Here is a 20,376-nt window from a genome sequence, read left to right as displayed (position 1 = left end):
AAATACTGCTCCAACATGACTCACAAAAAAGGAATGAGCATCACAAGGATGAGTAACCAAATGCCCCAAACTGCACCAATGCTGTGCATCCATCACACTAAGGATGCAAACCAACAAGCTGCGAGTCTGATAAACTGGCAACAGGAATATGACCAACTCAGCGATGGTCGATTTTTAGGTCAAATTCGAGAACGACGATTTCCCAATTTCCATGTATTTCGTGAAGACAGTAACCGCTCGCTAAGACAGCAATGCAGGGTTGAAGAGGGAGGTATTTGGTTGGGTTTGAGTGCGGAAAATAAGCCGCTACACCTAAATCACAGTCAGTTTAATTCAAGCCAACTTTTGCTTAGGCAAGGTGGCGCTGATTTTGAGTTAATGACACCGGAGCAGTTTTCTATCTATGGAATAGTGCTCGACAAAAACTTCGTTCACATCATAGAAAATCAACTTGAGCTTGGGAGTATCCAAAACAACACATTACACTTAACGGGTTTGACGGAAAAACACATTCAACAACTTAAATACTACTTAGGCATGTTACTTGGTTCCGCCGAACCAAGATGGTCTGAAACCACACATCAAGCAATCTTAAAAGATATTGTGCTGGAGCTGTTCTCACTCAGTTCACTGCACACGAGCCATCCGATATCAATCTCTCATCGTCAACACGTGATGCACCGTATAAAACAACAGCTACAGGATCTAGACTACCGTACACCGATAACCGTCAGTGAACTGTGTGATGCAGTACACGTCAGTCGTCGCACACTACAGTACACCTTTGAACATTGCTGTAATACTTCCCCAAAGCAGTTCATACATCGAATGCGCCTGAATCAAGTACGTAGAGTGCTACAAAGCCCTGAAGATAATCGAACAATTGCAGAAATCGCTTTTGACTTTGGTTTTTTCCATCTCGGGCAGTTCAGTCAAAGCTACAAGCGGCTATTTGGTGAGACACCAACTGAAACGAGAAAATGGGAGTCCAGCAAATAAGATGACAGGCAGTATATTCTTTCAGATCCTGCGTTGGGGCCATGTTATGCAGTCGCAATGATTTGCTGAAACTTAGCATGAAGCTCTTCAAGTGCCGCTTCAACATCCGGTTCTGCACGGCTCAAGTGCGAGATTAACGTCATAAAATAGCAGTCAAAAATCAGCGGTATTTTTCCCTCAAGGACGGAGCTTCCGTTTACAGATTGAAACAAAGCTTGGTTAAACGACTGATAATAATCCAAATCCCAAATCACTTCTTTCAACAAAGCTCGGCTCAGCTCAACGTTCGCAAAATAGTAGCGATAGTATTTCTCCGTCAGCGCCAAACCAATGTCGATATCGGTTTTACCTTCCACACTGACTAGCGTTTCTTGGCTGATCTGTTGCAGTTGCGCCAGCATCCCTTCGCGCAAAATCGACAGTTTAGTCGGGAAATGGCTAAACACTGTGCCATCGGCTACTCCTGCTTCTCTCGCTATCTGCCTTGTGGTCGTCATGTCATAGCCATTTTGAGCAAAAGATGCCCATGCGGCTTTTAGAATTTTATCTCTGGTTTGTTGTCGCTTCGTCATTGATGTGTCTGCTTAATGAGCCTGAAAGGATCATACCTTGCGTGGTTGAGATTGACAAATTGAGCGCGCTCATTTATAAAATTGATCATGCTCATTTTATATAAAAACAAAAGGAATCGCTCATGTACGTATTAAACAAACTAGGCCAAGGATTGATTTTCTTCCCGACCATCTTCTGCTTTTCGTATATTTTAAGACCGATATTAATGGTCATCCTTATTCCAGGAGGACTCGCACTTTTGGCGTTAATCGGTGGCGCAGAAGTCAGAGCGGAACTCAAAGCCATGCTGCTTGAGGAGTTTTTTGGCGTTAGCCCATCGCACACCACCTCGAAAAAGGCGTGAGTGCGCTACAAACGTTGGCAAGGCTAAGTAAAAAAGAAAACGCGCAGATATCGAGATCTCAATACCTGCGCGTAGATGCGGTGAAAATAAGACTGGCTTTAGTCAGTATTCATGTTCTGGCCAATTCGCCATAAAACGCCACTAGGGTCAAACAAACAACATTCGCGTATGCCCCAAGGTTGCTCGACTAGCTCTGTCAAACGCGAACCAAATTCCTCATGACCCACTTTGGATAAGTGCTGATGCCAACTTTCTGCGTCTTCTACGAGCAAGTGCATCATGAAGTTATTGCCGTGTTCTGGCTCATAAAAATTCTGTAAAAGAAACGCGCAGCTACCTTGAGAGAAGTATGCTACATCACCGAAGTCCGACGCCATTTCAAAGCCAATCGCCTCATAAAAGCGTTTTGATAGCGCGTAATCTTTCGCCGGAACAAATGATTTGATTTCAACAATATTGAGGTTTTCCATTTCCAATTTCCTAAGCCTTTTTCCATAAAACTGACTGACGTAATCTCGCTCTATGCCTTCTATTCGCCTTGCGTAATCTGCTGTGATGACAGTGGCACACACTCTGCCATTTGCGTTTGTAACCACGTGATAAATTTATGTTCGAGTTCTGTACGCTTTTTATCTTGACTCAATAAAACGTAATTGCAACTTGATGGAGAAAACCCAAATGGTGCGACCAAATTACCACGCTTAATATCGTCCATGACAAAAGGATACGATCCCATTGCGACGCCTAAGCCATCCACTGCGGCTTGTATGCAAAAATAAAAATGCGCGAATGATTGCTGAGTGTTGCCGTTGAAAGTTTCACAACGTGTTGATTGCTGCCAATCCGCCCAAGCATTCGGTCTGGTTTGGCTATTCAACAATCGAGCTGCTTTCAAATTGTCTTTAATGGATTGCCAATACTCAGGAGAAAATACCGGCCCCACCCACTCTTCCACAAGAATGGTTTTGTCGTAATCGTGATGCTGCGCAAAATCGTCTCGACGAATCGCCATCGAAAGCCCAGTTGATCCTAATGTTACCGGGCCACCAGCCGTCGACAAACGAACATCAGCACGGTGTTCATCATTAAACGCGGCCAACCTTGGCATCAACCAGCGCATGGTTAATGTCGGTTCACAAGACACTTCAAGATGCTGATGCTTCTCTTGAATAAGCGTATTCACGCCTGTTTCTAGCGTTTGGAATGCCGTTTCTGTGTATGTCTTGAGTAATTCGCCTTCTGCCGTCAACACGACTTTCCTGCCCTCTTTGAAGAACAAAGGTTGAGACAGATATTGCTCAAGTTGCTTGATCTGCTTACTCACGGCTCCGTGGGTAATGTTCAGTTTGTCAGCCGCTTCAGTGTAGCTTGAAGAGCTCGCCGCAACGTGGAATACATAAAAAGATTTCAGGTGACGCATCTGTGAGTTTTTCTCACCAATATGGGAATATTTTTCGATTATAGTCAGTAATAAAGACGCCTACAATTCCGCTACATCCCAGACTTCATCATTCAAACAGGAAATCGATATGGAATTTGTAACTCTTGCGTTATTAGGTGTGCTTATTGTTATTAGCCCTGGCGCAGACTTTGTTTTGGTATTAAGAAATAGCTTAAATCAAGGACGAAAAGCAGGCGTGTACAGTGCGATTGGTATCAGCATGGCGATCAGCATCCACATCGCTTACTCCATGCTGGGGATCAGTTACTTAATTTCACAAAATGAATGGTTGTTTAATCTCGTGCGCTATCTTGGGGCCGCTTATCTTGTCTACCTTGGGATTAAAGGAATATTCTCCTCGCAACCTGCATCAAACTCAGAAACCGTTCAACAGAGCGAGTATTCAATGTGGCGATTTTTCATGCAGGGATTTCTGTGTAATTTACTCAATCCCAAGACGATGCTGTTTTTTCTGAGTATTTTTAGCCAAGTGATTTCTCCCGACTCTAGTCAGCAACACATCGCCTTGTTCTACGGGATTTATATGATTGCGCTGCATGGTATTTGGTTTTCTATCGTTGCTGTTTTATTCACGTCACCCCAGCTACAAGCTTTCTTGTTGAAGATTAAGCATCGACTCAATCAAGCATGTGGGGCGGGATTGATCATTTTCGGCGCAATGCTGGGCTTAAAGGTGTAGTACGCTTGCGGTCCGATTACCCCAGTTCAAATTGATCATTGAACAAGTGGCAGCAATCAAATAAAAATCAACATTATCAATACTTTAAATTAGAAAAAAACAGCCAACGTGCGCTGGCTGTTTCGATACAGTTAATGGATGACCCGAGCGTCCCCTTTAAATAACTGAGACAGATCGATAGTGAATATCGTCACTGTCGGACGTTTAGGCAGAGCATTTTCGATTGAAAACTCTGGCCCAGCTGGAACGAGGGGGAAGTGAATAGCAGTCGGCCACGTTGACGAAGCTTCATTACCGCCCGGCTCAGATATTGAGAAAGAAAACGCAGGTAAACGGGTCATAACACTTACCTCAAATGACTGATTAGCGGGCTCAAGCGAGCCCGCTTAGGTTTTGCAATATTATTGTTATTTTAACGCTTACTTAATCACTAACGATTGATGACGTTAGATATCAAGTTCTTTGTCTTCAACGTGGTTGGTGATCATCGCTTCAGTGGTGATCATCAAGCCAGCAACAGACGCTGCGAATTGAAGCGCTGAACGTGTTACTTTCGCAGGGTCCAAGATGCCCATTTCGATCATGTTGCCGTATTCACCTGTTGCAGCGTTGTAACCGTAATCGGCATCACCCGCTTTAACAGCGTTCGCCACAACAGAAGCTTCGTCACCTGCGTTAGTTGCGATTTGACGAAGAGGCTCTTCCATTGCACGTAGCGCAACTCGGATACCCACGTTTTGGTCATCATTGTCGCCTTTTAGATCCGCCAATTCTTTCGCGATCTTAGTTAGGGCAACACCACCACCAGCAACAATACCTTCTTCAACCGCTGCGCGGGTAGCGTGTAGCGCATCGTCCACGCGGTCTTTCTTCTCTTTCATCTCAACTTCGGTTGCAGCGCCGATCTTGATCACCGCTACGCCGCCAGAAAGCTTCGCAACACGTTGTTGAAGCTTATCTTTGTCGTATTGAGAAGTGGTTGTTTCGATTTGTTTTTCAATCGAAGCCACACGATCAGCAATCGCGCTTGCTTCTGCTGCACCACCCACAATGGTTGTTGTGTCTTTGGTGATGGTAACTTTCTTCGCACTACCTAGTTGCTCTAACGTTGCTTTTTCGAGCTCTAGGCCGATTTCTTCAGAGATGACCGTACCAGCAGTTAGTACCGCAATGTCTTCCATCATCGCTTTACGGTTGTCACCAAAGCCAGGCGCTTTCACCGCGGTCGCACGCACGATGCCGCGCATGTTGTTCACAACCAATGTCGCTAGCGCTTCACCTTCGATGTCTTCAGCAATGATCAATAGCGAGCGAGAAGATTTCGCCACTTCTTCTAGTACAGGCAATAGCTCGCGGATGCTGCTGACTTTTTTGTCCACCAATAGGATGTAAGGGTTGTCTAGCTCGACGCTGCCATTTTCTTGGTTAGTGATGAAGTATGGCGACAAGTAACCGCGGTCAAATTGCATACCTTCAACCACAGACAGTTCGTTGTTTAGACCTTGGCCCTCTTCCACCGTAATCACGCCATTGCGACCCACTTTTTCCATCGCTTCTGCAATGATTTCACCGATCGCGCGATCGCTGTTTGCAGAAATGCTACCCACTTGGGTGATGGATTCTTTGTCACTGCATGGCTTAGACATTTCACGTAGTTTCTCAACCGCCGCTTCAGTGGCTTTGTCGATACCACGTTTTAGGTCCATTGGGTTCATGCCAGAGGCTACCGCTTTAAGACCTTCATTGATGAAAGATTGCGCCAGTACGGTAGCCGTCGTTGTACCGTCACCCGCTTCATCATTCGCTTTGGACGCCACTTGTTTCACCATTTGTGCGCCCATGTTTTCGAACTTATCTTTCAGTTCGATTTCTTTCGCTACAGACACGCCATCTTTGGTGATGGTTGGCGCGCCGTAAGATTTATCAAGCACAACGTTGCGGCCTTTCGGGCCTAGTGTCACTTTTACTGCGTCCGCCAGTAAGTTCACACCTTTCAGCATTTTTTGACGTGCGTCATTAGCAAATAATACGTCTTTTGCAGCCATGGTTATCTCCTCAAAAAACTACTACAAAAATAATTACTCAACGATTGCTAACACATCAGATTCGGACAGAATTAAGTATTCTGCGCCGTCAATTTTCTCGGTTTTCACGCCGTAACCGTCATTGAAAATGATTTGGTCGCCCACTTTGACTTCCATCGCAGCGCGTTCGCCATTTTCAAGACGTTTACCTAAACCAACAGCAATGACTTTCCCGCGGTTTGATTTTTTCACCGACTGAGAAGTTAAAACGATTCCCCCTTCAGATTTATTTTCCACCTCTTGTCTTTCAACAATTAGCTTGTCATTTAAAGGACGAATTTTCATTTTTAAGTGCCTCCTACTTGGAACCAAAAATAAAAGACAAAATAAACATCAAGATGGATTTGCGAGTCGACAGCTCGCTTTCGATGAAAATAATAAGGTCGAAAAATTAGAGTTCAAGAGGTGAATTTGATAAAAATTTTTTATTAAATTAAATAAAATTTTCTATCGAATTATCGCATTCACAACTACTTAGCATCTCTTTATGATGGAAAATATGCTCAATCAAATCTAGAGTGGTTACGTACTCTTAAAAAGGATAATCAAACAATGAAAAAGGCCGTATCTCTATTTCTTGCAACGTTGTGCGTTGGCTTCCTCTCCCCCAACGTGTCGGCTTCTGAACGCGCTGAACAAGGGTGGCAATTGATTGACAAGGGCGCGATGATTGTCGATGTGCGTACGCCGCAAGAGTTTTCTGAAGGGCATTTGGATAATGCCGTCAACTTCCCTTTATCTGAACTTGATAAACATTTTCAAGACGTCGATAAAGATCAAGCTATCGTGTTGTACTGTCGCAGTGGTAACCGCTCTGGCAAAGCGTATCAATACTTACAAACGCAAGGCTTTACGAATCTGCACAATGCAGGTGGCTTAGAAGAACTACAAGACGCCAGATAGTCGTCTCCGTTCTAATATACAAAGTAAAAGCGCAGAGCGTGTCGCAAGCGTATTGTAACGCGCTCTGTTTCTAAATACTTATCTACAACAACTCTACTTTGGCCCTGCATCAAATTGAGTCAGGTTATCCGATATCTCGAGCCACGGCGCTTTCGACGCGACAAAAATATGGAAATCAGGCTTGTGAGAAGATGTGTCATCCAAGATACCAAGGCGAATATTGACGATCCCATTGTTCTTTTTCGAATACAGACTTGATCCGCAGTGGCGACAAAAGCATAGCATGGTATTTTCGCTTTTCTGATAAGTTTGAATATCTTCTTTCCCTTGGATAATAAGCAGTTTATCCAACGCAATACCACCGGCAGATGAATAGTCAGAACCTGTGAACTTGCGGCATTCAGAGCAATGGCAATTTCCCATGTACTTAAATTCATCTGCCACTTCCAACTTTACCTTGCCGCACAGACATGAGCCTTTTAGTACTTCCATTTGAATTCCTTTTTGTTATGAATCTAATTGAATTAGATGGCTATCTCGACACCATGCCATTGCAATACGAAAAATTAAAGACAGGCAATACAGGTTTTCAAAAATGAAACGAAAATGTAAAACTTTCCATTCAGAGGGAGGTGCGCTGACACGTGAAAAATCGAGCTATTTTAGATACAAAAACACCAAGCAATAACGCTTGGTGTTTACCTCACAGAATGTCGCCTCAGAAAAGGCGCTTTCCGCTGTGCTTAAAAAATGCAGTGTTTAGTAAAGCTGGTCGCTTCGTTTGCAGTCCAGTCACCTTTCGGCTTATCTTTCAGGTTTTCACACCATTGCTCGCTGCCGACACCATCTTGCAGAACACAATGCTTTGCAAAGTCTACCGCGTTGTCTGCTGTCCATTCTGTTTTTGGCTTATCGCGCATGTCGTTACACCAGCCTTCAGTGCCCACTTCATCACTACAAGCGGTCAAAGCAGAAGCCGCCAACATCAGCATGACTAGTTTTTTCATAAATTTAAGGTTCCAGTTGCAAACAATAGTAAAATTAAACTCAATCTCTTCAACACGTGCCCATTCAAGTGTCTGAATAAAGGCGTCACTAGCTGAAGTGACTTTTGTATCAACTATAACGAAATTATCAGTCTACGTGTTAAGACATCGAAAAATTATTGAGCGACTCTGTGTAAAGCGCGCCATTCTAAAAGCTATAGGCAGCGCGCTTTCGTTAGCTCACCAACCTTAGAAGAGCCAGTACCAAAGCACGCTAAACGCAGCTCTAATGCCATTTGTTCAAAGTGTTCGACGACAGACTGCGTGCTGATCGTCGCAGCTTTTAATACCGCACCAGCTTGCCCAATGAGATTAGCACCCAAATGAATGGCTTTCGCCGCTTCAAGTCCGTTATGAACACCTCCCGAGGCGATCAACGGTAATGTAGGATGCAGTGCGCGGATTTGAGCCAAACATGTTGCTGTAGGGACACCCCAATCGCGGAAAAGCTCGGCTGCACGCTGCATTTTCGGATTGTCTTGGCAATACCCTTCAACCGCACTCCAGCTTGTACCACCCGCGCCCGCAACGTCAATTGCATCCACACCAGCATCAATTAATCGCTGCGCAACGTGTCCGCTAATACCAAAACCGACTTCTTTGATAATGATAGGAACCTTCACGCGAGATTTAAGCATCTCAATTGCCTGGAAAACACCAACCCAATTGTGGTCGCCATTTTTCTGAAACGCTTCCTGCATTGGATTAACGTGCACAAACAAGGCATCTGCTTGAATCGCCTCAACCGCACGTTGCGCATTATCGAGTTTACCTTTATCGAGCAATTGAGCGGCTCCAAGGTTGGAATACAACGGTACTTCTTTCGCCAACTCACGAATGGTTTTACCCAAGCCCGAATGCTGACTTTCTTCTAAGCTAATCCGTTGCGAGCCCACACCCATGGCAATACCTAATTCGCTTGCGGCTTCAGCCAAACGACAATTGATCGTTTCTGCGTCTTTTGCTCCGCCAGTCATCGAGCTAATCAAAAATGGTAGCGCTAATTGATGACCAAGAAACTCTGTCGATAAATCGATCGCGTGAAAGTCACATTCTGGCAGCGCACAGTGTTCGAACTCGACAGACTCAAAACCCGCCGTTTTATGCTTCATGCTCATATCATGATGTAAAACAGCATCTAGGTGTAAATCTTTTCGGTTAGTTTGCGGAGCCATAATGTCACCCTAAAGTAAAACAGTCGCGCAGTATTGCGATCCTTATCAGTAACGTCAATGCGAATTTTGTGAATTTGCCGGATTACTTTTCCGAAACGAGTAATGAATCTCGACTGCCCCTGACATTATAAGAAAAGAAACTCGCTTTCCGTTTTCAACAAGCCGGCAAGTTTCTCTTCAAATTGAGATAATCAGCGTACGATACCCATGATGCAAATGGATCACATTGCTCTGTAGTTTACTTTACGCTGTCCGACAGAATTAGCGACACAACAGTGCTTGTCGTCGTTGGTTCAAACTGTTCGGGATCATCACAGAATTGAATTTTTCCTTTTTCTTCTACATGGAACAGCGGTACAACTGAACTACCTTTGTGATGCGCTAAATAATCTTGATACGTGAAGTTATCGCTCAATTTCGTGTGTTTAACCTCTGCACCACGACTTAACATACTGGCTAGCTGGGTATAGCTTACATTGCCGCCCATCAGCAATTTACCATGGTACTCCTGAGCCACGGAGTGCTTCTCGCTGCCATTGCCGTTGGTTTTCACTTTTTGTAAGCAGTGAACTTTATCTTCCCCAAACTCGTCGACGAATTGCATGCAAGCCATAATGTTGAAATGCTGATCGGGCGTTAATGCAACCACTTGACCTATTCCTATCAAGTTCAAGTTGTCGTCCGCGTGACTAGAAATAGGGTTGCCGTAATAGTAATCCAATCCCAACATACGAACCTGACTGATGTACTCCCAGTTTGAGTCAGTCATTAATACGCGACGGTCATAACGCGCTAGCGCCTGCCCTATTTCTCTTGCAACTCGGTTAGCACCAATCAACAAGAAGCCGCGTGGTGCTGGCTCTGCGACGCCCAATGTCAGCGCTATAGGACGTGCCGTCGCACTTTGTAACACGACCGTTCCTATAATCACCATGAAGGTCATAGGGACCAGTAAAATCGCTTCATCAATGCCGTATTCGTTCAATTTGATCGCGAAAAGAGACGAAATCGAAGCAGCAACAATACCGCGCGGTGCAACCCAAGACAAAAACAGCTTATCTTTGAGACGCAAGTTGCTGCGGAAGGTTGAAAGAAAAATCGATAACGGACGCGACACTAACTGCATAAATACAAACAACAATAACGCACCGCTACCTAGCGCAGCAAAATCATCCAGACTGATTCGAGCCGCAAGGAAGATGAACAATCCGGTGATCAGTAAAATGGTTAAATGCTCTTTAAAGTGCAGAATTTGCTGAATATTGATGTCTTTAGCGTTTGCGAGCCACATACCCATTACGGTGACGGTTAGTAACCCAGCTTCAGACTCAATGTGGTTAGAGACCGAAAATACACCTAGAACCACCATCAAAACCGCAAATGGCTGCAAATATTCCGGTAGCCAAGAGCGACGCATGATCGTCGCAACTGCATAGCCTGAGGCCGCACCTAGCATGACGCCGACAGCAATGATCGTCCCAAACACTTCGACGCTATTTATCGCGCTGTGAGATACGATAAACTCGTAAACCATCACAACAAAAAGCGCACCGAGCGGGTCAATCAAAATCCCTTCCCATCGCAAAATGTTAGCAAGCGTACTGTTAGGTCTTACGGTTCGTAGAAGTGGCACGATGACCGTCGGCCCTGTTACTACGGTTAAGCTGCCGAACAACATGGCAAGCTCCCAAGTAAAGCCGAGGAAATAGTGTGTTGCGATACTGGTCGCCGCCCACGAAATGATCGCCCCGATGGAAACAATGCTCCATACCGAACCACTCACGCCACGAATTTCTTTAAAATTTAAGGTCAAACTGCCTTCAAATAAAATCACTGCCACCGCCAAAGAGACCAACGGAAAGAGCAAATTACCTAATATCTCATCAGGATTTAACCACTGCATAAATGGCCCGACGATCAGCCCTGCCAACAACAAAAATAAAATCGCTGGCAAACGCAATCGCCAAGCTAACCATTGGCAACCTAAACCAATAACCCCAACCGCTGACAGCACCAGCGCTTCATTACCCACTTGCATCAATAATTACCTGTTTTTGTCTTTTTTCGCGTGAATGCGCTATACCCGAATACATTCAGCCTTACGGTCAGATAGAAACTACCGAACGTGCAAATCAAACGACTGACCTTCGATGACATCGCTACGAAACGCACATGTTTGAAGTCATTTGGCGATCGCATCAGAACTATGAATATAGTTGACCCCCAATGACTTAACGACTCATTTTTGTTCATCAGGTCTTAAAGTGGCACACAAGTGTGCGACTTTGTCGAATTCATCATTACGCATTGAGTTTCATTATGTAGAATGATTTCTAAAGAAAGCGCGGAACCTAGCACTATATGAGGCTAAGGCATAGAGCATGAACTAAGCTTTAGCGTAAGTGCTCAAAGTTAAGAATCGTGGGTCACGCGACGTACGCAAGGAGAAATGGATTGTACGTAATACTAGCACTGTTCATGGCGTGTCTCGCCATCCTCATCGGAGTGAAAGCCGCCAACCGAGCTGCACTTTTAGAAAAAGAACTAACCAAACTTCGTGAGGAAGTCACATCACTACGAGCCAGTGTCCATGGGGGCTCAAGCCCACAAGTGCACCAACAATCCAGCATCGAAAAAGACACACCATCTGTAGCGACGTCACCTCACATAGAATCACAACAGAAAAATGTCTCATCCTCTGGGGAACATGATCCAGCTGCCAACCTAGACTTGGACCAGAGCGCTGCGAATCAAGGGTACGCCCAGATAAGAGAAGTGCAACTGGATGTTTTTAGTCAAGAAAATGAGTCATTCCTTCAGAGTAAAGTTCAGAGCCTGCTTAGCAACATCCAAGAAAATTGGTTGGTTTGGGTAGGCGCATTGGCCATGCTGATCGGTGGAGGTTATCTCGTACAGGTGATTGGTAGTCACATCCAGTTTTCGCCATTTATGCGAGTGTCCTTTGCCTTTGTGATCTCATTACTTATGGTGCTTGTTGGCGAGTGGTTTCACCGTAAAGAACAACAGAATCCGCAGCGGGCAGCACGAGCCCAAGGCTTTACGTATGTTCCTGCTGCCGTTACCGGTACGGGATTAACGGGCATTTACTGCACCGTCATTTTTGCCTTTGTGGTTTATCAAATGCTAACGCCAAGTATCTCGTTGATCATTTTGGCTTCAGCGGCATTTTTCAGTTTAGCATTATCATTGCAACAAGGGCCGTTAATGGCCGTGCTTGGCTTAATTGGTGGCTACACAGCACCACTGTGGATTGGAGGTAGTGAACCCAACTACTTTTTGTTAGCCGGATACATCTGCGCGATTTCGTTTGCGGCGACCTTATTGATGCAAAAAGTGCGTAGGGCATGGATTACGCCAAGTATCGCGATTCCACATGTCATTTGGATGTTGCTGTTGATTGAGAGTGTACCAACAGAACGGTTGTTCTCGTGGCTCGCGATTTATCTCTCCATCACTTTGTATCTCATTTTCGCGGTTCCGAGAATGGGTTGGATGCTCAATCCTCGCTTTCGTCACTATCAAAGCAAGTGGACAAACTCGCCGACCGCTACCGCTCTCGCAACTACTTTATTGACCTTTTCTGCCGTCACCAGAATGCCGGAGCTGAACGCTCTACAAATGGCGTACTGTTATACGCTGCTTGTTGCGATCATCTGGCTACCAGCACTTCGTACAGGCTGGTCATTACGTGTATTTTTGCCATCCATTCTCGTCTCGGCAACCGCGCTGATTGTTCTTACCATCGCTTTTGATGCGCTGTATATGTTAGAGCGAGAAGCTAGCATCCTATTCGCATTGGCGGTGAGTATTGCGCTGATCTGCTATCGAACATATTGCCAATCACTTAGTGACCGTTCGCAACTCAGTGGGCTGCTTCTGCTGGTACTGGCTCCCGCGATGAGCTTAATTACGTTGTTTTATATTGACGAATTTATGCAAGGCTACCTGTGGTATTGGACTGCATTCTGCGCATTGATGGCCACTTACTATGCTGTGCTTGGTCAGCGTGCACGTTCGTTGGCATTAGAATGCTCTGCCGTTATGCATGCTTTAATCGTAGGTATCGCTTTTGTTTGGTTGAGTGATACTTGGTTAACAACAGCAATCTCAATACAAGTTGCGATAATGGCCTTACAGGCTCAATTCGGGTTATTTCGACCTGCGAGTTGGGCGATTAAAGTGGCAATGGGAATACTGGTTATCCGACTCACGCTGCTACCTTTCATCCCCGAATGGCAACCGGTAGAAGCTGGGCATTGGGCTTGGGTTCTGGTGAGTTATCTGCCTTCTCTCTTCATCTTGTCTTATGCTCGTTCAACACTAAAACAAGTGGACCGAGAACTGACCAACTGGTTTGAAGGGGCGTTTTTACATGTATTCTTAATGGCATTGTTCACCCAAACTAACTACTGGTTAACGGGGCAATATGGTTACTTGGGGCACATCGACTTCACAAGTGCGGCAGTCTTTGCCAATCAAGCATTAGTTATGGGTTTGGTATACAGCTACCGCAGCCAATTTGCGCAACGCTTAAGCCGTATCTACGAAATCTATAGTTACTTGCTTTGGTGCGCGTTCGCTATATTGATTATTTTGCTTAATACGGCAGAATCGCCGTTGGTGACTGATAACGTCTCGGCACAAGCACTTCCCATCTTTAACATGCTGAGTATCGGCTGGCTGTTACCAGCTTGCATCCTGCTTATCGCAGCCTTTAAACGCTGGAATACGTTGCAAGTTCATCGATTTGCGATTGCTAGTCTAGGCTTTTTACTTGCAGCCATTTGGTTGGGGATGTCTATCCGTCAATTCTGGCAAACCACATCGATGATGCTGTATCAGCCAACCAGCATGGCTGAGTTGTTCAGTTATTCAGTGGCTGGCTTGCTCGTAGGTGGATTGCTGACTTGGCGCGGCGTGACCCAACAGGGGCTGATGATGCAGCGTGTCGGTCTAGTGGTCCTTGCCTGTGTCGCACTGAAAGTATTCTTATGGGATGTGAGCTCTCTGGATGGGTTCTGGCGAGCGATAAGCTTCTTAGGCTTAGGTGCGTCTTTGATAGCACTTGGATGGCTATTCCAGAAATTGAATCGTTCGGTGGCAAAAGCACTCGAGCCCTAGACGAGTCGAAGAGAGATTCCCGACAGTGCGCTGTTTTCGTTATTGGGGGACGATAACAGTGTAAAGCAGGGAATCATTGGAGTGTTCGTTACTTCAGTAAAGCGACCACGGTATGACGACGCACGTTTGCTTGCGCATTCAATGCCTGAAAAGTCGAAGTAAACTCGCCAGACTTTTGCATGAATCCATCCAGTTTTGCATTCACCTCATTGACTGAAAGCTGTGCGGTTTTGGTTTGGATAGAACGCATTTGAGTATTCAGTTCACCATGAAAAGCTTTCGCTTCTTGCAAACTCGTTTGAACTTGTTTCAGATGCTGATTTACTTTGGCAATCGTCTGCTTGATGCCGTCGCGTGAGCCTAGATCAAACCCGAGCTCCGCAATACCATCTGGCTCAGACTTTAAGTTCAAAACGTTAGGCTGTCCCGCAGGGAATCGGTGCCCTTCCCCCGTTACCATCACCTTTTGCTGCATTTGTTGATAAGCGTTGTCTCTGGCTTCAAATAAAATGCTGCCATCATCGGCTAATGAGGCTCGCATTCCTAACGCAATCAAGCTGCGATCCAGCATTTTGACCGTTCGCTCACCGTCTGATTGTCCATCAAACTGAATCATCACCGCTTGACCTTGAGGAAAATCCAAACGGATTTGCTCGGCCTTGTCGCTTAAGCGATGAACATTCAAACCTGGAATAGAAAAGCGACGAATGTCCGCTTTATCCAGTTTTAAGTGCAGTTCGTTATTTAGGACTTTCTGGCCATCGAAACGTGCTTGCTCAACGACTTTTTGGATGGTGGCTTTAGAACGAACCAATGTATCCTGCAAACCAGGAACATTTTGTACGCCTTGATTAATAGCTTGCGTCAAACCACGTTTAATTTGCGTGAGCTCTTTGCCAATCACCTGCAGCGATTTGGACGCGATCTGAACCGCCGTGGCTTGCTGCTGACCCTGCGTAAGCTGAATACCAGATACAGAGTAGGCTGACGCAGTGTCAGCCTGAATTTGCGCCGGACGCGGTTTAATTGCCGTACTTGAGTCTGCAGAACGGGTCGGCATGATAGAGGCTTGTTCTTGTCCACCTAAGCGTATGCTATGGGGTCTAACCTCTACTGTACTCATTACCATAAAAAGAACTTCCTAACCTTATAAACGGTCAAACAGCGACAAACCATCGATCTTCACATAGCTTGCTTGCGTTGCTTGCAAAGCGGCCATGTAATTACTCAATCGTACCGACGCTTCACCATAGTCCAGAGCAGAGAGGTCTCCAGATACCTTGTCAACGAACAGCTTGTTTTCACTGTGCGCGCCACCAACAAGATCTAAGTTGTTGTGTCGACCACCAATCTCAGTCATGGTCCCTAGTACGTTTGAAAAAGTATCGTCGATAGCGCTGATACTCGCCTCAACTTCAGCTCTGAAGTTGGCGGTAGGGCTCTCAAACTCTTTGATCAGCGCATCAATTTGGTTAAGCACGTTATGGCCTCCCCCAAGGTCCAATATTTCTTTTGCAGTCATATTGGAATCCATCGTGACACCTTTAGCAATTGTTACTACGCGCTTGTCACTATTACCTTCAATTACGTAGCTGCCGCTCGCTTTACTTACAGCCGCAGTATCCGTTTTAGTACCAGAGAAAAGGTAGTGCCCTTCTTCATCCTGCGCGTTAAAAGACGACTCAATAGAGTCACGGTAACTCTTAAGCTCTGTAATCATACCGCCACGACTTTCGTCAGTAAGAGAGCCGTTCGCACCCCAAAGCGCGATGTCTCGCATGCTTTTTAAGCTTTCTTTGATCGAATCTAAATGGGTTTCTTGACTCGATAGCGTCGTTTTTACGTTTTCAATGTTGTTTTTGTACTGAGCAATCGCACTGGTTTCTCGGTCTAAGTTAAGCAACTTGATCGAAGCCATTGGATCGTCAGACAGCTTGGTTAAGCGCTTGCCAGTAGACATCTGTTGCAGAGCTTCGCCTAATCCCGCGCTATTGCTCTGCAAGCTGTGCAACATCATTTGACTAAATTGATTGTCACTAATTCGCATCTAAACTTTCCTCTTAGAATAACTGCAGAATAGAATCGAGCAGTTGATTTGCTGTGCTGATCACTTTCATGTTGGCATTGTGCGCATTAGCAAACATCATTAGGTTAGCCGCTTCTTCATCGCTGTTTACGGAACTAACATTATCGCGAGCTGCGTGCGCTTGCTTGTTCATGGCTAACTTCGCTTGATAATCAGCATTAGCTTGGCGTGCTTTAATTGCGGTTTGACCCACCATTGAACTAAAGGCATCGTTCAAGCTTACTGAGCCGTAACCTGATACCGCCACTGGCTTGTTGCTTAACTCGATCAATGATTGCAACGCATCTGCGTTACCAGGTGTTCCATCACTTGAGAACGCAAGCTCATCTGGAGTTAGCTTGGTAATATCCAAACTGGCTGCAGGGTTTGCTGGGTCATAGCTGAACAAAGGTTTACCTGGGTTGCCATTTAAGTCTTTGCCAGTCGCAAGCACGGCGTTGTATTCATCCGCGAGAGCTTTCGCCATGTCATTCAGAGCCAATTGGTTTGGTTTCAACACTTCGGTTTGATAGTCATTAATCGCACCTAATTTGCCACCAAGCGAGTCACCAATCGCAAAACTTTGATTCGAGAACGTGACGTGTAAGTCCGCCAAGTAAGGATCACTCGGGTCAGGAATGGCTTCCAGTTTGCCATGGTCCGTACCCATCACAAGCGGTTGACCAGAGGTTAGTGTGACCTGAACACTGCCGTCATGCTGCTGTGTTGTTTTGATTTCAATGGTTTGAGATAACTCACCGATTAACCTATCTCGTTCATCCATTAACTGTGATGGGTTACCACCTGTACCTTGCATCTCTACCAGTTGCTTGTTCACCTTCGCGATATTTTCCATAAGGCTATTCGCGTGGTTAAGCGCTGCATTACGTTGGTCGCTCATGTCTTTATGTTGATTGTATAAAGACTCGGTAAGCGTATTAAAACGGCGGGCCAAAGCTTCAGATTCGTTAATGATCTGCTGGCGGTAAGGTATGGATTCCGGCTTAACGGTCGCATCGTTAAGCGCAGCGTTTAGCGAGTCCAAGCCAGCCGATATACTGAAACCATCGGCACCAAGCGTATTCTCCAGCTGACTCATGTTACTGGTGTATCCAGATGCGTATGCCGCCATACTGTTAGTCGACCACGTTTGCTTAATCAGAAATTGATCAGTAACGCGGCGAATGCTAGTGACTTCTACCCCTAAACCTGGACTTAAGCGATTGGCTTTACCATCATCGACAGATGCCATCAACGCTTGTTGACGACTGTAACCCACGGTATTCACGTTTGCCACGTTTTGCGCGGTTACGTCTAGGGCCACACGGTTCGCGCCTAAACCTGAAAGGGCAATATTAACTAGGTTCATTTACAGCTCCATTTTTCTGATCAACGGCTGAGAAAACGCGGTAGTCATACCGGCCTCACCGAATACCTGTTTAACAGAGGCGACGGCTTGAGAAGCGGTATTAAATAGGCTTGAATTCTTCTCCACCTCTTTAGAATCTACTTGTGAGATAGATTCAGAATTCGAAGCTTTACCATCGTTAGCGGATGAGATGTTGCGCGCAGCATCGAAAGCAACCTCACGCATAGACGGGCTCAGCTGCTGGATGAGCATATTGGCAATGCCTGAGCTCTGTTTCTTTGCTAGTTCCATCGCCAGCTGACCGTCATACATATCACGGAATACCCCTTGTTGCTGACTGGCAAACGGGCTGTCTTTATCAGCAAGAGCATCACTACTGCTGCGCATTTGGCGTAACACCATTTGTAGGAACATTGCCTCAAATTGACCTGCGACGACTTCAAGTGCGCCTTCTTGATCACGACTATGCTTGATGTTAGCCAATGCACTATTGTCGTGATAAAGCATCGAATTTAACTGAGTTTGTTCATTGGTACTGTCTAGCTTCATCCTTAACTCCTTATATCACGACCAATTCAGCGTTCAATGCACCCGCTTCACTCAAAGCTTGCAGGATAGACATCAAGTCTGTAGGCGTGGCACCTAAACTATTTACCGCATTAACTATGGTGTTAAGTTCCGTGCCTGGAGGCCAAATCACCATCTGAGCGAGATCTTCATTCACATCAAGATCCGTTTGGTTAACGACTTTCGTATCGCCATTTGCAAACGCATTAGGCTGACTAACTTGTTGTGATTCAGAAATTCGCACGGTTAAGTTACCGTGACTTACTGCTGCTTCACTCACTTTGACACTCTTACCGATCACCACGGTGCCAGTGCGAGAGTTAAAGACAATACGAGCAGGTTTACGGCCTTCAACGACGCTCATTTCTTCAAGCATCGACATCATGACGACACGCTGCTGTGTATCTTTTGGTGCACGCATATCAATGCGCGCTTTATTGATCGCAACTGCAACGTTAGGTCCAAAAGTGTTGTTAATTTCACGCGCAATATTTTTTGCTGTAGTGAAGCTAGGCTTGCGCAGGTTTAGGGTGATTTCATCACGTTGGTTGAAATCGGTTTTGATTTCTCTCTCTAAAGTCGCACCATTCGGAACGCGACCCGCCGTTGGTGTGTTCACTTCTACTTTGGAGCCACTTCGCCCCTCTGCAGATAAGCCCCCCACAACCACGTTGCCTTGCGCAATCGCGTACACTTCGCCATCAATACCACGTAAAGGCGTTAGCAATAACGTACCACCACGAAGGCTCTTTGCATCACCGATTGAAGACACAACCACATCCAACGTTTGTCCTGGGCCTGCCATTGGATCAACGGACGCTGTCACACTCACAGAAGCCACATTTCGTAGCTTAGGGTTCATACTGTCATCAATTTGAACCCCAAACTGACGTAGCATGTTGGTAATAGATTGAGAGGTAAATTTCACTTGGTTTCGGTCACCTTGGCCGGCTAAGCCAACTACCAAACCATAACCAACCAGTTGGTTTTCTCGAATGCCGCGAACATCGACCAAGTCCATGATCGGAATTTCCGCTTCAGCACGTGAAGTGCCTGGTAGTCCCAAGGTCAACACCAATAGGAGAGACATAAAGAAAGATTGCATTGTCTTCATTAGAAAGGTACCCATGGGCTGTTGAAGAACTGAGTTAGCCACCCGGCTGCGTTGCTGTCAGCTAGCGCTCCGCGACCTGCGTAGGTAATTCTTGCATCAGCAATTCGTTGAGAAGAAACTTGGTTACTGCGGTTAATATCATCCACACGGACGATACCGGTTAGACGAATAAACTCGTCGCCTTGATTCAGACGAAGCCATTTTTCACCGCTGATACGCAATACGCCATTAGGTAATACTTCGTGTACCGTTACCGTAATGGCACCTTGAAGCTTGTTGCCTTGTGAACTTGATGCACTGCCATCGAAGTTACGTTTGCCATCCACGCTAACCCCTAACTCATCGATAGTTTTCGTGCCTATGGTCGGCGCCACAAAGTTAATTGCTGAACTTTTACCGAACTTAGTACCCGCATTTTTACTCGATGAGGTTTCTTCTGATAATTGAACCGTTAATACATCGCCAACTCGGTAAGCACGACGATCCTGGAACAGAGTCATCGTGTATTGGTGACGATAAAGGCTACCAGATTGGGTTTCCGGCAGCGTGTAATCGAGCGTTGGTGGTGCATATTCCTCAGCATTCGGCTCAGGCGGAATAAATTCCTGACGGCCAGCACATCCCACCAGCAACACGGCGGCTACTGCCCAACTCTTAGAAAGCCATTTCATTGCTTTTTCCTTCATCATCACCAATTTCATACTTACATTGATTGCGAAACAAACTTCAGCATGTCATCTGCAGCAGAGACCACTTTCGCATTCATCTCATACGCACGTTGAGTGGTGATCATGTCGACCATCTCTTCTACTACTTGTACGTTTGACCCTTCCAGTGCACCTTGCTTGATAATGC

General features: G+C 45.7%; 22 protein-coding genes. 5 read left to right on the top strand and 17 right to left on the bottom strand.

Features of this window, described 5'->3' with window-relative positions; genetic code table 11:
• Positions 1-48 precede the first annotated feature (48 nt).
• Positions 49-999: a helix-turn-helix domain-containing protein gene (locus tag IQP38_RS22425; protein WP_104976286.1), complete on the top strand. Its 951-nt coding sequence runs from the start codon at positions 49-51 to the stop codon at positions 997-999.
• Positions 1,000-1,043: 44 nt separating this feature from the next.
• Here IQP38_RS22425 and IQP38_RS22420 read toward each other — a convergent pair whose 3' ends face one another.
• Entirely contained in the window at positions 1,044-1,571 is a 528-nt protein-coding gene (locus tag IQP38_RS22420; RefSeq protein ID WP_005373975.1) for a TetR/AcrR family transcriptional regulator, read from the bottom strand.
• A 122-nt stretch (positions 1,572-1,693) separates the two neighbouring features.
• On the opposite strand from IQP38_RS22420, the gene IQP38_RS22415 reads away from it, so the two are divergent.
• Positions 1,694-1,915, top strand: a complete 222-nt coding sequence (locus IQP38_RS22415) for a hypothetical protein (protein ID WP_017635120.1) — start codon at positions 1,694-1,696, stop codon at positions 1,913-1,915.
• 98 nt (positions 1,916-2,013) lie between these two features.
• Here the strand turns inward: IQP38_RS22415 and IQP38_RS22410 are convergent, their stop codons facing one another.
• Entirely contained in the window at positions 2,014-2,385 is a 372-nt protein-coding gene (locus IQP38_RS22410; protein WP_053304622.1) for a VOC family protein, read from the bottom strand.
• Between the two features lie 59 nt (positions 2,386-2,444).
• On the bottom strand, positions 2,445-3,335 hold the full coding sequence (locus IQP38_RS22405; protein WP_005388706.1) for a LysR family transcriptional regulator: 891 nt from the start codon (positions 3,333-3,335) through the stop codon (positions 2,445-2,447).
• A gap of 109 nt (positions 3,336-3,444) precedes the next feature.
• Here IQP38_RS22405 and IQP38_RS22400 point away from each other — a divergent pair, with 109 nt between their 5' ends.
• Complete coding sequence (locus IQP38_RS22400) at positions 3,445-4,056, top strand: LysE family translocator (RefSeq protein ID WP_005388704.1); 612 nt, start codon at positions 3,445-3,447, stop codon at positions 4,054-4,056.
• A 131-nt stretch (positions 4,057-4,187) separates the two neighbouring features.
• Here the strand turns inward: IQP38_RS22400 and IQP38_RS22395 are convergent, their stop codons facing one another.
• From IQP38_RS22395 to IQP38_RS22385, 3 genes are all read right to left on the bottom strand, one after another.
• Positions 4,188-4,397, bottom strand: a complete 210-nt coding sequence (locus IQP38_RS22395) for a hypothetical protein (protein ID WP_005373984.1) — start codon at positions 4,395-4,397, stop codon at positions 4,188-4,190.
• 105 nt (positions 4,398-4,502) lie between these two features.
• Positions 4,503-6,101: a chaperonin GroEL gene (gene groL, locus IQP38_RS22390; RefSeq protein WP_005388702.1), complete on the bottom strand. Its 1,599-nt coding sequence runs from the start codon at positions 6,099-6,101 to the stop codon at positions 4,503-4,505.
• Positions 6,102-6,134: 33 nt separating this feature from the next.
• Positions 6,135-6,425, bottom strand: coding sequence for a co-chaperone GroES (locus IQP38_RS22385; RefSeq protein ID WP_005373989.1), 291 nt, complete (start codon positions 6,423-6,425; stop codon positions 6,135-6,137).
• Between the two features lie 267 nt (positions 6,426-6,692).
• Between IQP38_RS22385 and IQP38_RS22380 the strand changes: the two genes are divergently transcribed.
• Positions 6,693-7,043, top strand: coding sequence for a rhodanese-like domain-containing protein (locus tag IQP38_RS22380; protein ID WP_042523331.1), 351 nt, complete (start codon positions 6,693-6,695; stop codon positions 7,041-7,043).
• A gap of 93 nt (positions 7,044-7,136) precedes the next feature.
• Here IQP38_RS22380 and IQP38_RS22375 read toward each other — a convergent pair whose 3' ends face one another.
• The 4 genes from IQP38_RS22375 to IQP38_RS22360 all read right to left on the bottom strand — a co-directional run bounded on the left by IQP38_RS22375 (position 7,137) and on the right by IQP38_RS22360 (position 11,302).
• On the bottom strand, positions 7,137-7,535 hold the full coding sequence (locus tag IQP38_RS22375) for a GFA family protein (protein ID WP_017635116.1): 399 nt from the start codon (positions 7,533-7,535) through the stop codon (positions 7,137-7,139).
• A 251-nt stretch (positions 7,536-7,786) separates the two neighbouring features.
• Positions 7,787-8,050, bottom strand: a complete 264-nt coding sequence (locus IQP38_RS22370; protein ID WP_005373992.1) for a DUF3012 domain-containing protein — start codon at positions 8,048-8,050, stop codon at positions 7,787-7,789.
• Between the two features lie 194 nt (positions 8,051-8,244).
• Positions 8,245-9,264 carry a type 2 isopentenyl-diphosphate Delta-isomerase gene (gene fni / locus IQP38_RS22365; protein ID WP_025768016.1) on the bottom strand — a complete coding sequence of 340 codons (1,020 nt, stop codon included), beginning with the start codon at positions 9,262-9,264 and terminating at the stop codon, positions 8,245-8,247.
• 238 nt (positions 9,265-9,502) lie between these two features.
• The gene (locus tag IQP38_RS22360) at positions 9,503-11,302 is read right to left on the bottom strand and encodes a cation:proton antiporter (RefSeq protein ID WP_104980407.1); all 1,800 of its coding nucleotides are present in this window, start codon (positions 11,300-11,302) and stop codon (positions 9,503-9,505) included.
• A 440-nt stretch (positions 11,303-11,742) separates the two neighbouring features.
• On the opposite strand from IQP38_RS22360, the gene IQP38_RS22355 reads away from it, so the two are divergent.
• Complete coding sequence (locus tag IQP38_RS22355; RefSeq protein WP_416222593.1) at positions 11,743-14,406, top strand: DUF2339 domain-containing protein; 2,664 nt, start codon at positions 11,743-11,745, stop codon at positions 14,404-14,406.
• A gap of 88 nt (positions 14,407-14,494) precedes the next feature.
• Here IQP38_RS22355 and IQP38_RS22350 read toward each other — a convergent pair whose 3' ends face one another.
• The 7 genes from IQP38_RS22350 to IQP38_RS26730 all read right to left on the bottom strand — a co-directional run.
• Positions 14,495-15,535 (bottom strand): flagellin, encoded by a 1,041-nt coding sequence (locus tag IQP38_RS22350; RefSeq protein ID WP_005373996.1) that lies wholly within the window; start codon positions 15,533-15,535, stop codon positions 14,495-14,497.
• An 18-nt stretch (positions 15,536-15,553) separates the two neighbouring features.
• Complete coding sequence (gene flgL / locus IQP38_RS22345; RefSeq protein WP_005373998.1) at positions 15,554-16,453, bottom strand: flagellar hook-associated protein FlgL; 900 nt, start codon at positions 16,451-16,453, stop codon at positions 15,554-15,556.
• Between the two features lie 13 nt (positions 16,454-16,466).
• Entirely contained in the window at positions 16,467-17,840 is a 1,374-nt protein-coding gene (gene flgK / locus IQP38_RS22340; RefSeq protein WP_005374000.1) for a flagellar hook-associated protein FlgK, read from the bottom strand.
• Positions 17,841-18,389: a rod-binding protein gene (locus tag IQP38_RS22335; RefSeq protein ID WP_005374002.1), complete on the bottom strand. Its 549-nt coding sequence runs from the start codon at positions 18,387-18,389 to the stop codon at positions 17,841-17,843. It abuts the gene before it with no gap.
• A gap of 10 nt (positions 18,390-18,399) precedes the next feature.
• Entirely contained in the window at positions 18,400-19,536 is a 1,137-nt protein-coding gene (locus IQP38_RS22330) for a flagellar basal body P-ring protein FlgI (protein WP_086026720.1), read from the bottom strand.
• A complete protein-coding gene (flgH, locus tag IQP38_RS22325) occupies positions 19,521-20,192 on the bottom strand; it encodes a flagellar basal body L-ring protein FlgH (RefSeq protein WP_017635111.1) in 672 nt (223 codons plus the stop codon). Before flgH ends, IQP38_RS22330 begins: the two co-directional genes overlap by 16 nt.
• A gap of 32 nt (positions 20,193-20,224) precedes the next feature.
• Positions 20,225-20,376: flagellar basal body rod C-terminal domain-containing protein (locus tag IQP38_RS26730; RefSeq protein ID WP_322621762.1), on the bottom strand; the 152-nt coding region annotated here is incomplete at its 5' end.

The sequence above is a fragment of the Vibrio sp. OPT41 genome (assembly GCF_015163595.1).
GTDB classification, from domain to species: Bacteria; Pseudomonadota; Gammaproteobacteria; order Enterobacterales; family Vibrionaceae; genus Vibrio; species Vibrio alginolyticus.
This window is presented reverse-complemented; position numbering and strand designations above follow the sequence as displayed.

Bases quoted from the DNA above. Each gene is read 5' to 3' on its own strand.
- IQP38_RS22425 (WP_104976286.1), top strand. From the start codon at position 49: ATGAGTAACCAAATGCCCCAAACTGCACCAATGCTGTGCATCCATCAC.
- IQP38_RS22420 (WP_005373975.1), bottom strand. From the start codon at position 1,571: ATGACGAAGCGACAACAAACCAGAGATAAAATTCTAAAAGCCGCATGG.
- IQP38_RS22415 (WP_017635120.1), top strand. From the start codon at position 1,694: ATGTACGTATTAAACAAACTAGGCCAAGGATTGATTTTCTTCCCGACC.
- IQP38_RS22410 (WP_053304622.1), bottom strand. From the start codon at position 2,385: ATGGAAAACCTCAATATTGTTGAAATCAAATCATTTGTTCCGGCGAAA.
- IQP38_RS22405 (WP_005388706.1), bottom strand. From the start codon at position 3,335: ATGCGTCACCTGAAATCTTTTTATGTATTCCACGTTGCGGCGAGCTCT.
- IQP38_RS22400 (WP_005388704.1), top strand. From the start codon at position 3,445: ATGGAATTTGTAACTCTTGCGTTATTAGGTGTGCTTATTGTTATTAGC.
- IQP38_RS22395 (WP_005373984.1), bottom strand. From the start codon at position 4,397: ATGACCCGTTTACCTGCGTTTTCTTTCTCAATATCTGAGCCGGGCGGT.
- groL (WP_005388702.1), bottom strand. From the start codon at position 6,101: ATGGCTGCAAAAGACGTATTATTTGCTAATGACGCACGTCAAAAAATG.
- IQP38_RS22385 (WP_005373989.1), bottom strand. From the start codon at position 6,425: ATGAAAATTCGTCCTTTAAATGACAAGCTAATTGTTGAAAGACAAGAG.
- IQP38_RS22380 (WP_042523331.1), top strand. From the start codon at position 6,693: ATGAAAAAGGCCGTATCTCTATTTCTTGCAACGTTGTGCGTTGGCTTC.
- IQP38_RS22375 (WP_017635116.1), bottom strand. From the start codon at position 7,535: ATGGAAGTACTAAAAGGCTCATGTCTGTGCGGCAAGGTAAAGTTGGAA.
- IQP38_RS22370 (WP_005373992.1), bottom strand. From the start codon at position 8,050: ATGAAAAAACTAGTCATGCTGATGTTGGCGGCTTCTGCTTTGACCGCT.
- fni (WP_025768016.1), bottom strand. From the start codon at position 9,264: ATGGCTCCGCAAACTAACCGAAAAGATTTACACCTAGATGCTGTTTTA.
- IQP38_RS22360 (WP_104980407.1), bottom strand. From the start codon at position 11,302: ATGCAAGTGGGTAATGAAGCGCTGGTGCTGTCAGCGGTTGGGGTTATT.
- IQP38_RS22355 (WP_416222593.1), top strand. From the start codon at position 11,743: ATGGCGTGTCTCGCCATCCTCATCGGAGTGAAAGCCGCCAACCGAGCT.
- IQP38_RS22350 (WP_005373996.1), bottom strand. From the start codon at position 15,535: ATGGTAATGAGTACAGTAGAGGTTAGACCCCATAGCATACGCTTAGGT.
- flgL (WP_005373998.1), bottom strand. From the start codon at position 16,453: ATGCGAATTAGTGACAATCAATTTAGTCAAATGATGTTGCACAGCTTG.
- flgK (WP_005374000.1), bottom strand. From the start codon at position 17,840: ATGAACCTAGTTAATATTGCCCTTTCAGGTTTAGGCGCGAACCGTGTG.
- IQP38_RS22335 (WP_005374002.1), bottom strand. From the start codon at position 18,389: ATGAAGCTAGACAGTACCAATGAACAAACTCAGTTAAATTCGATGCTT.
- IQP38_RS22330 (WP_086026720.1), bottom strand. From the start codon at position 19,536: ATGGGTACCTTTCTAATGAAGACAATGCAATCTTTCTTTATGTCTCTC.
- flgH (WP_017635111.1), bottom strand. From the start codon at position 20,192: ATGAAATGGCTTTCTAAGAGTTGGGCAGTAGCCGCCGTGTTGCTGGTG.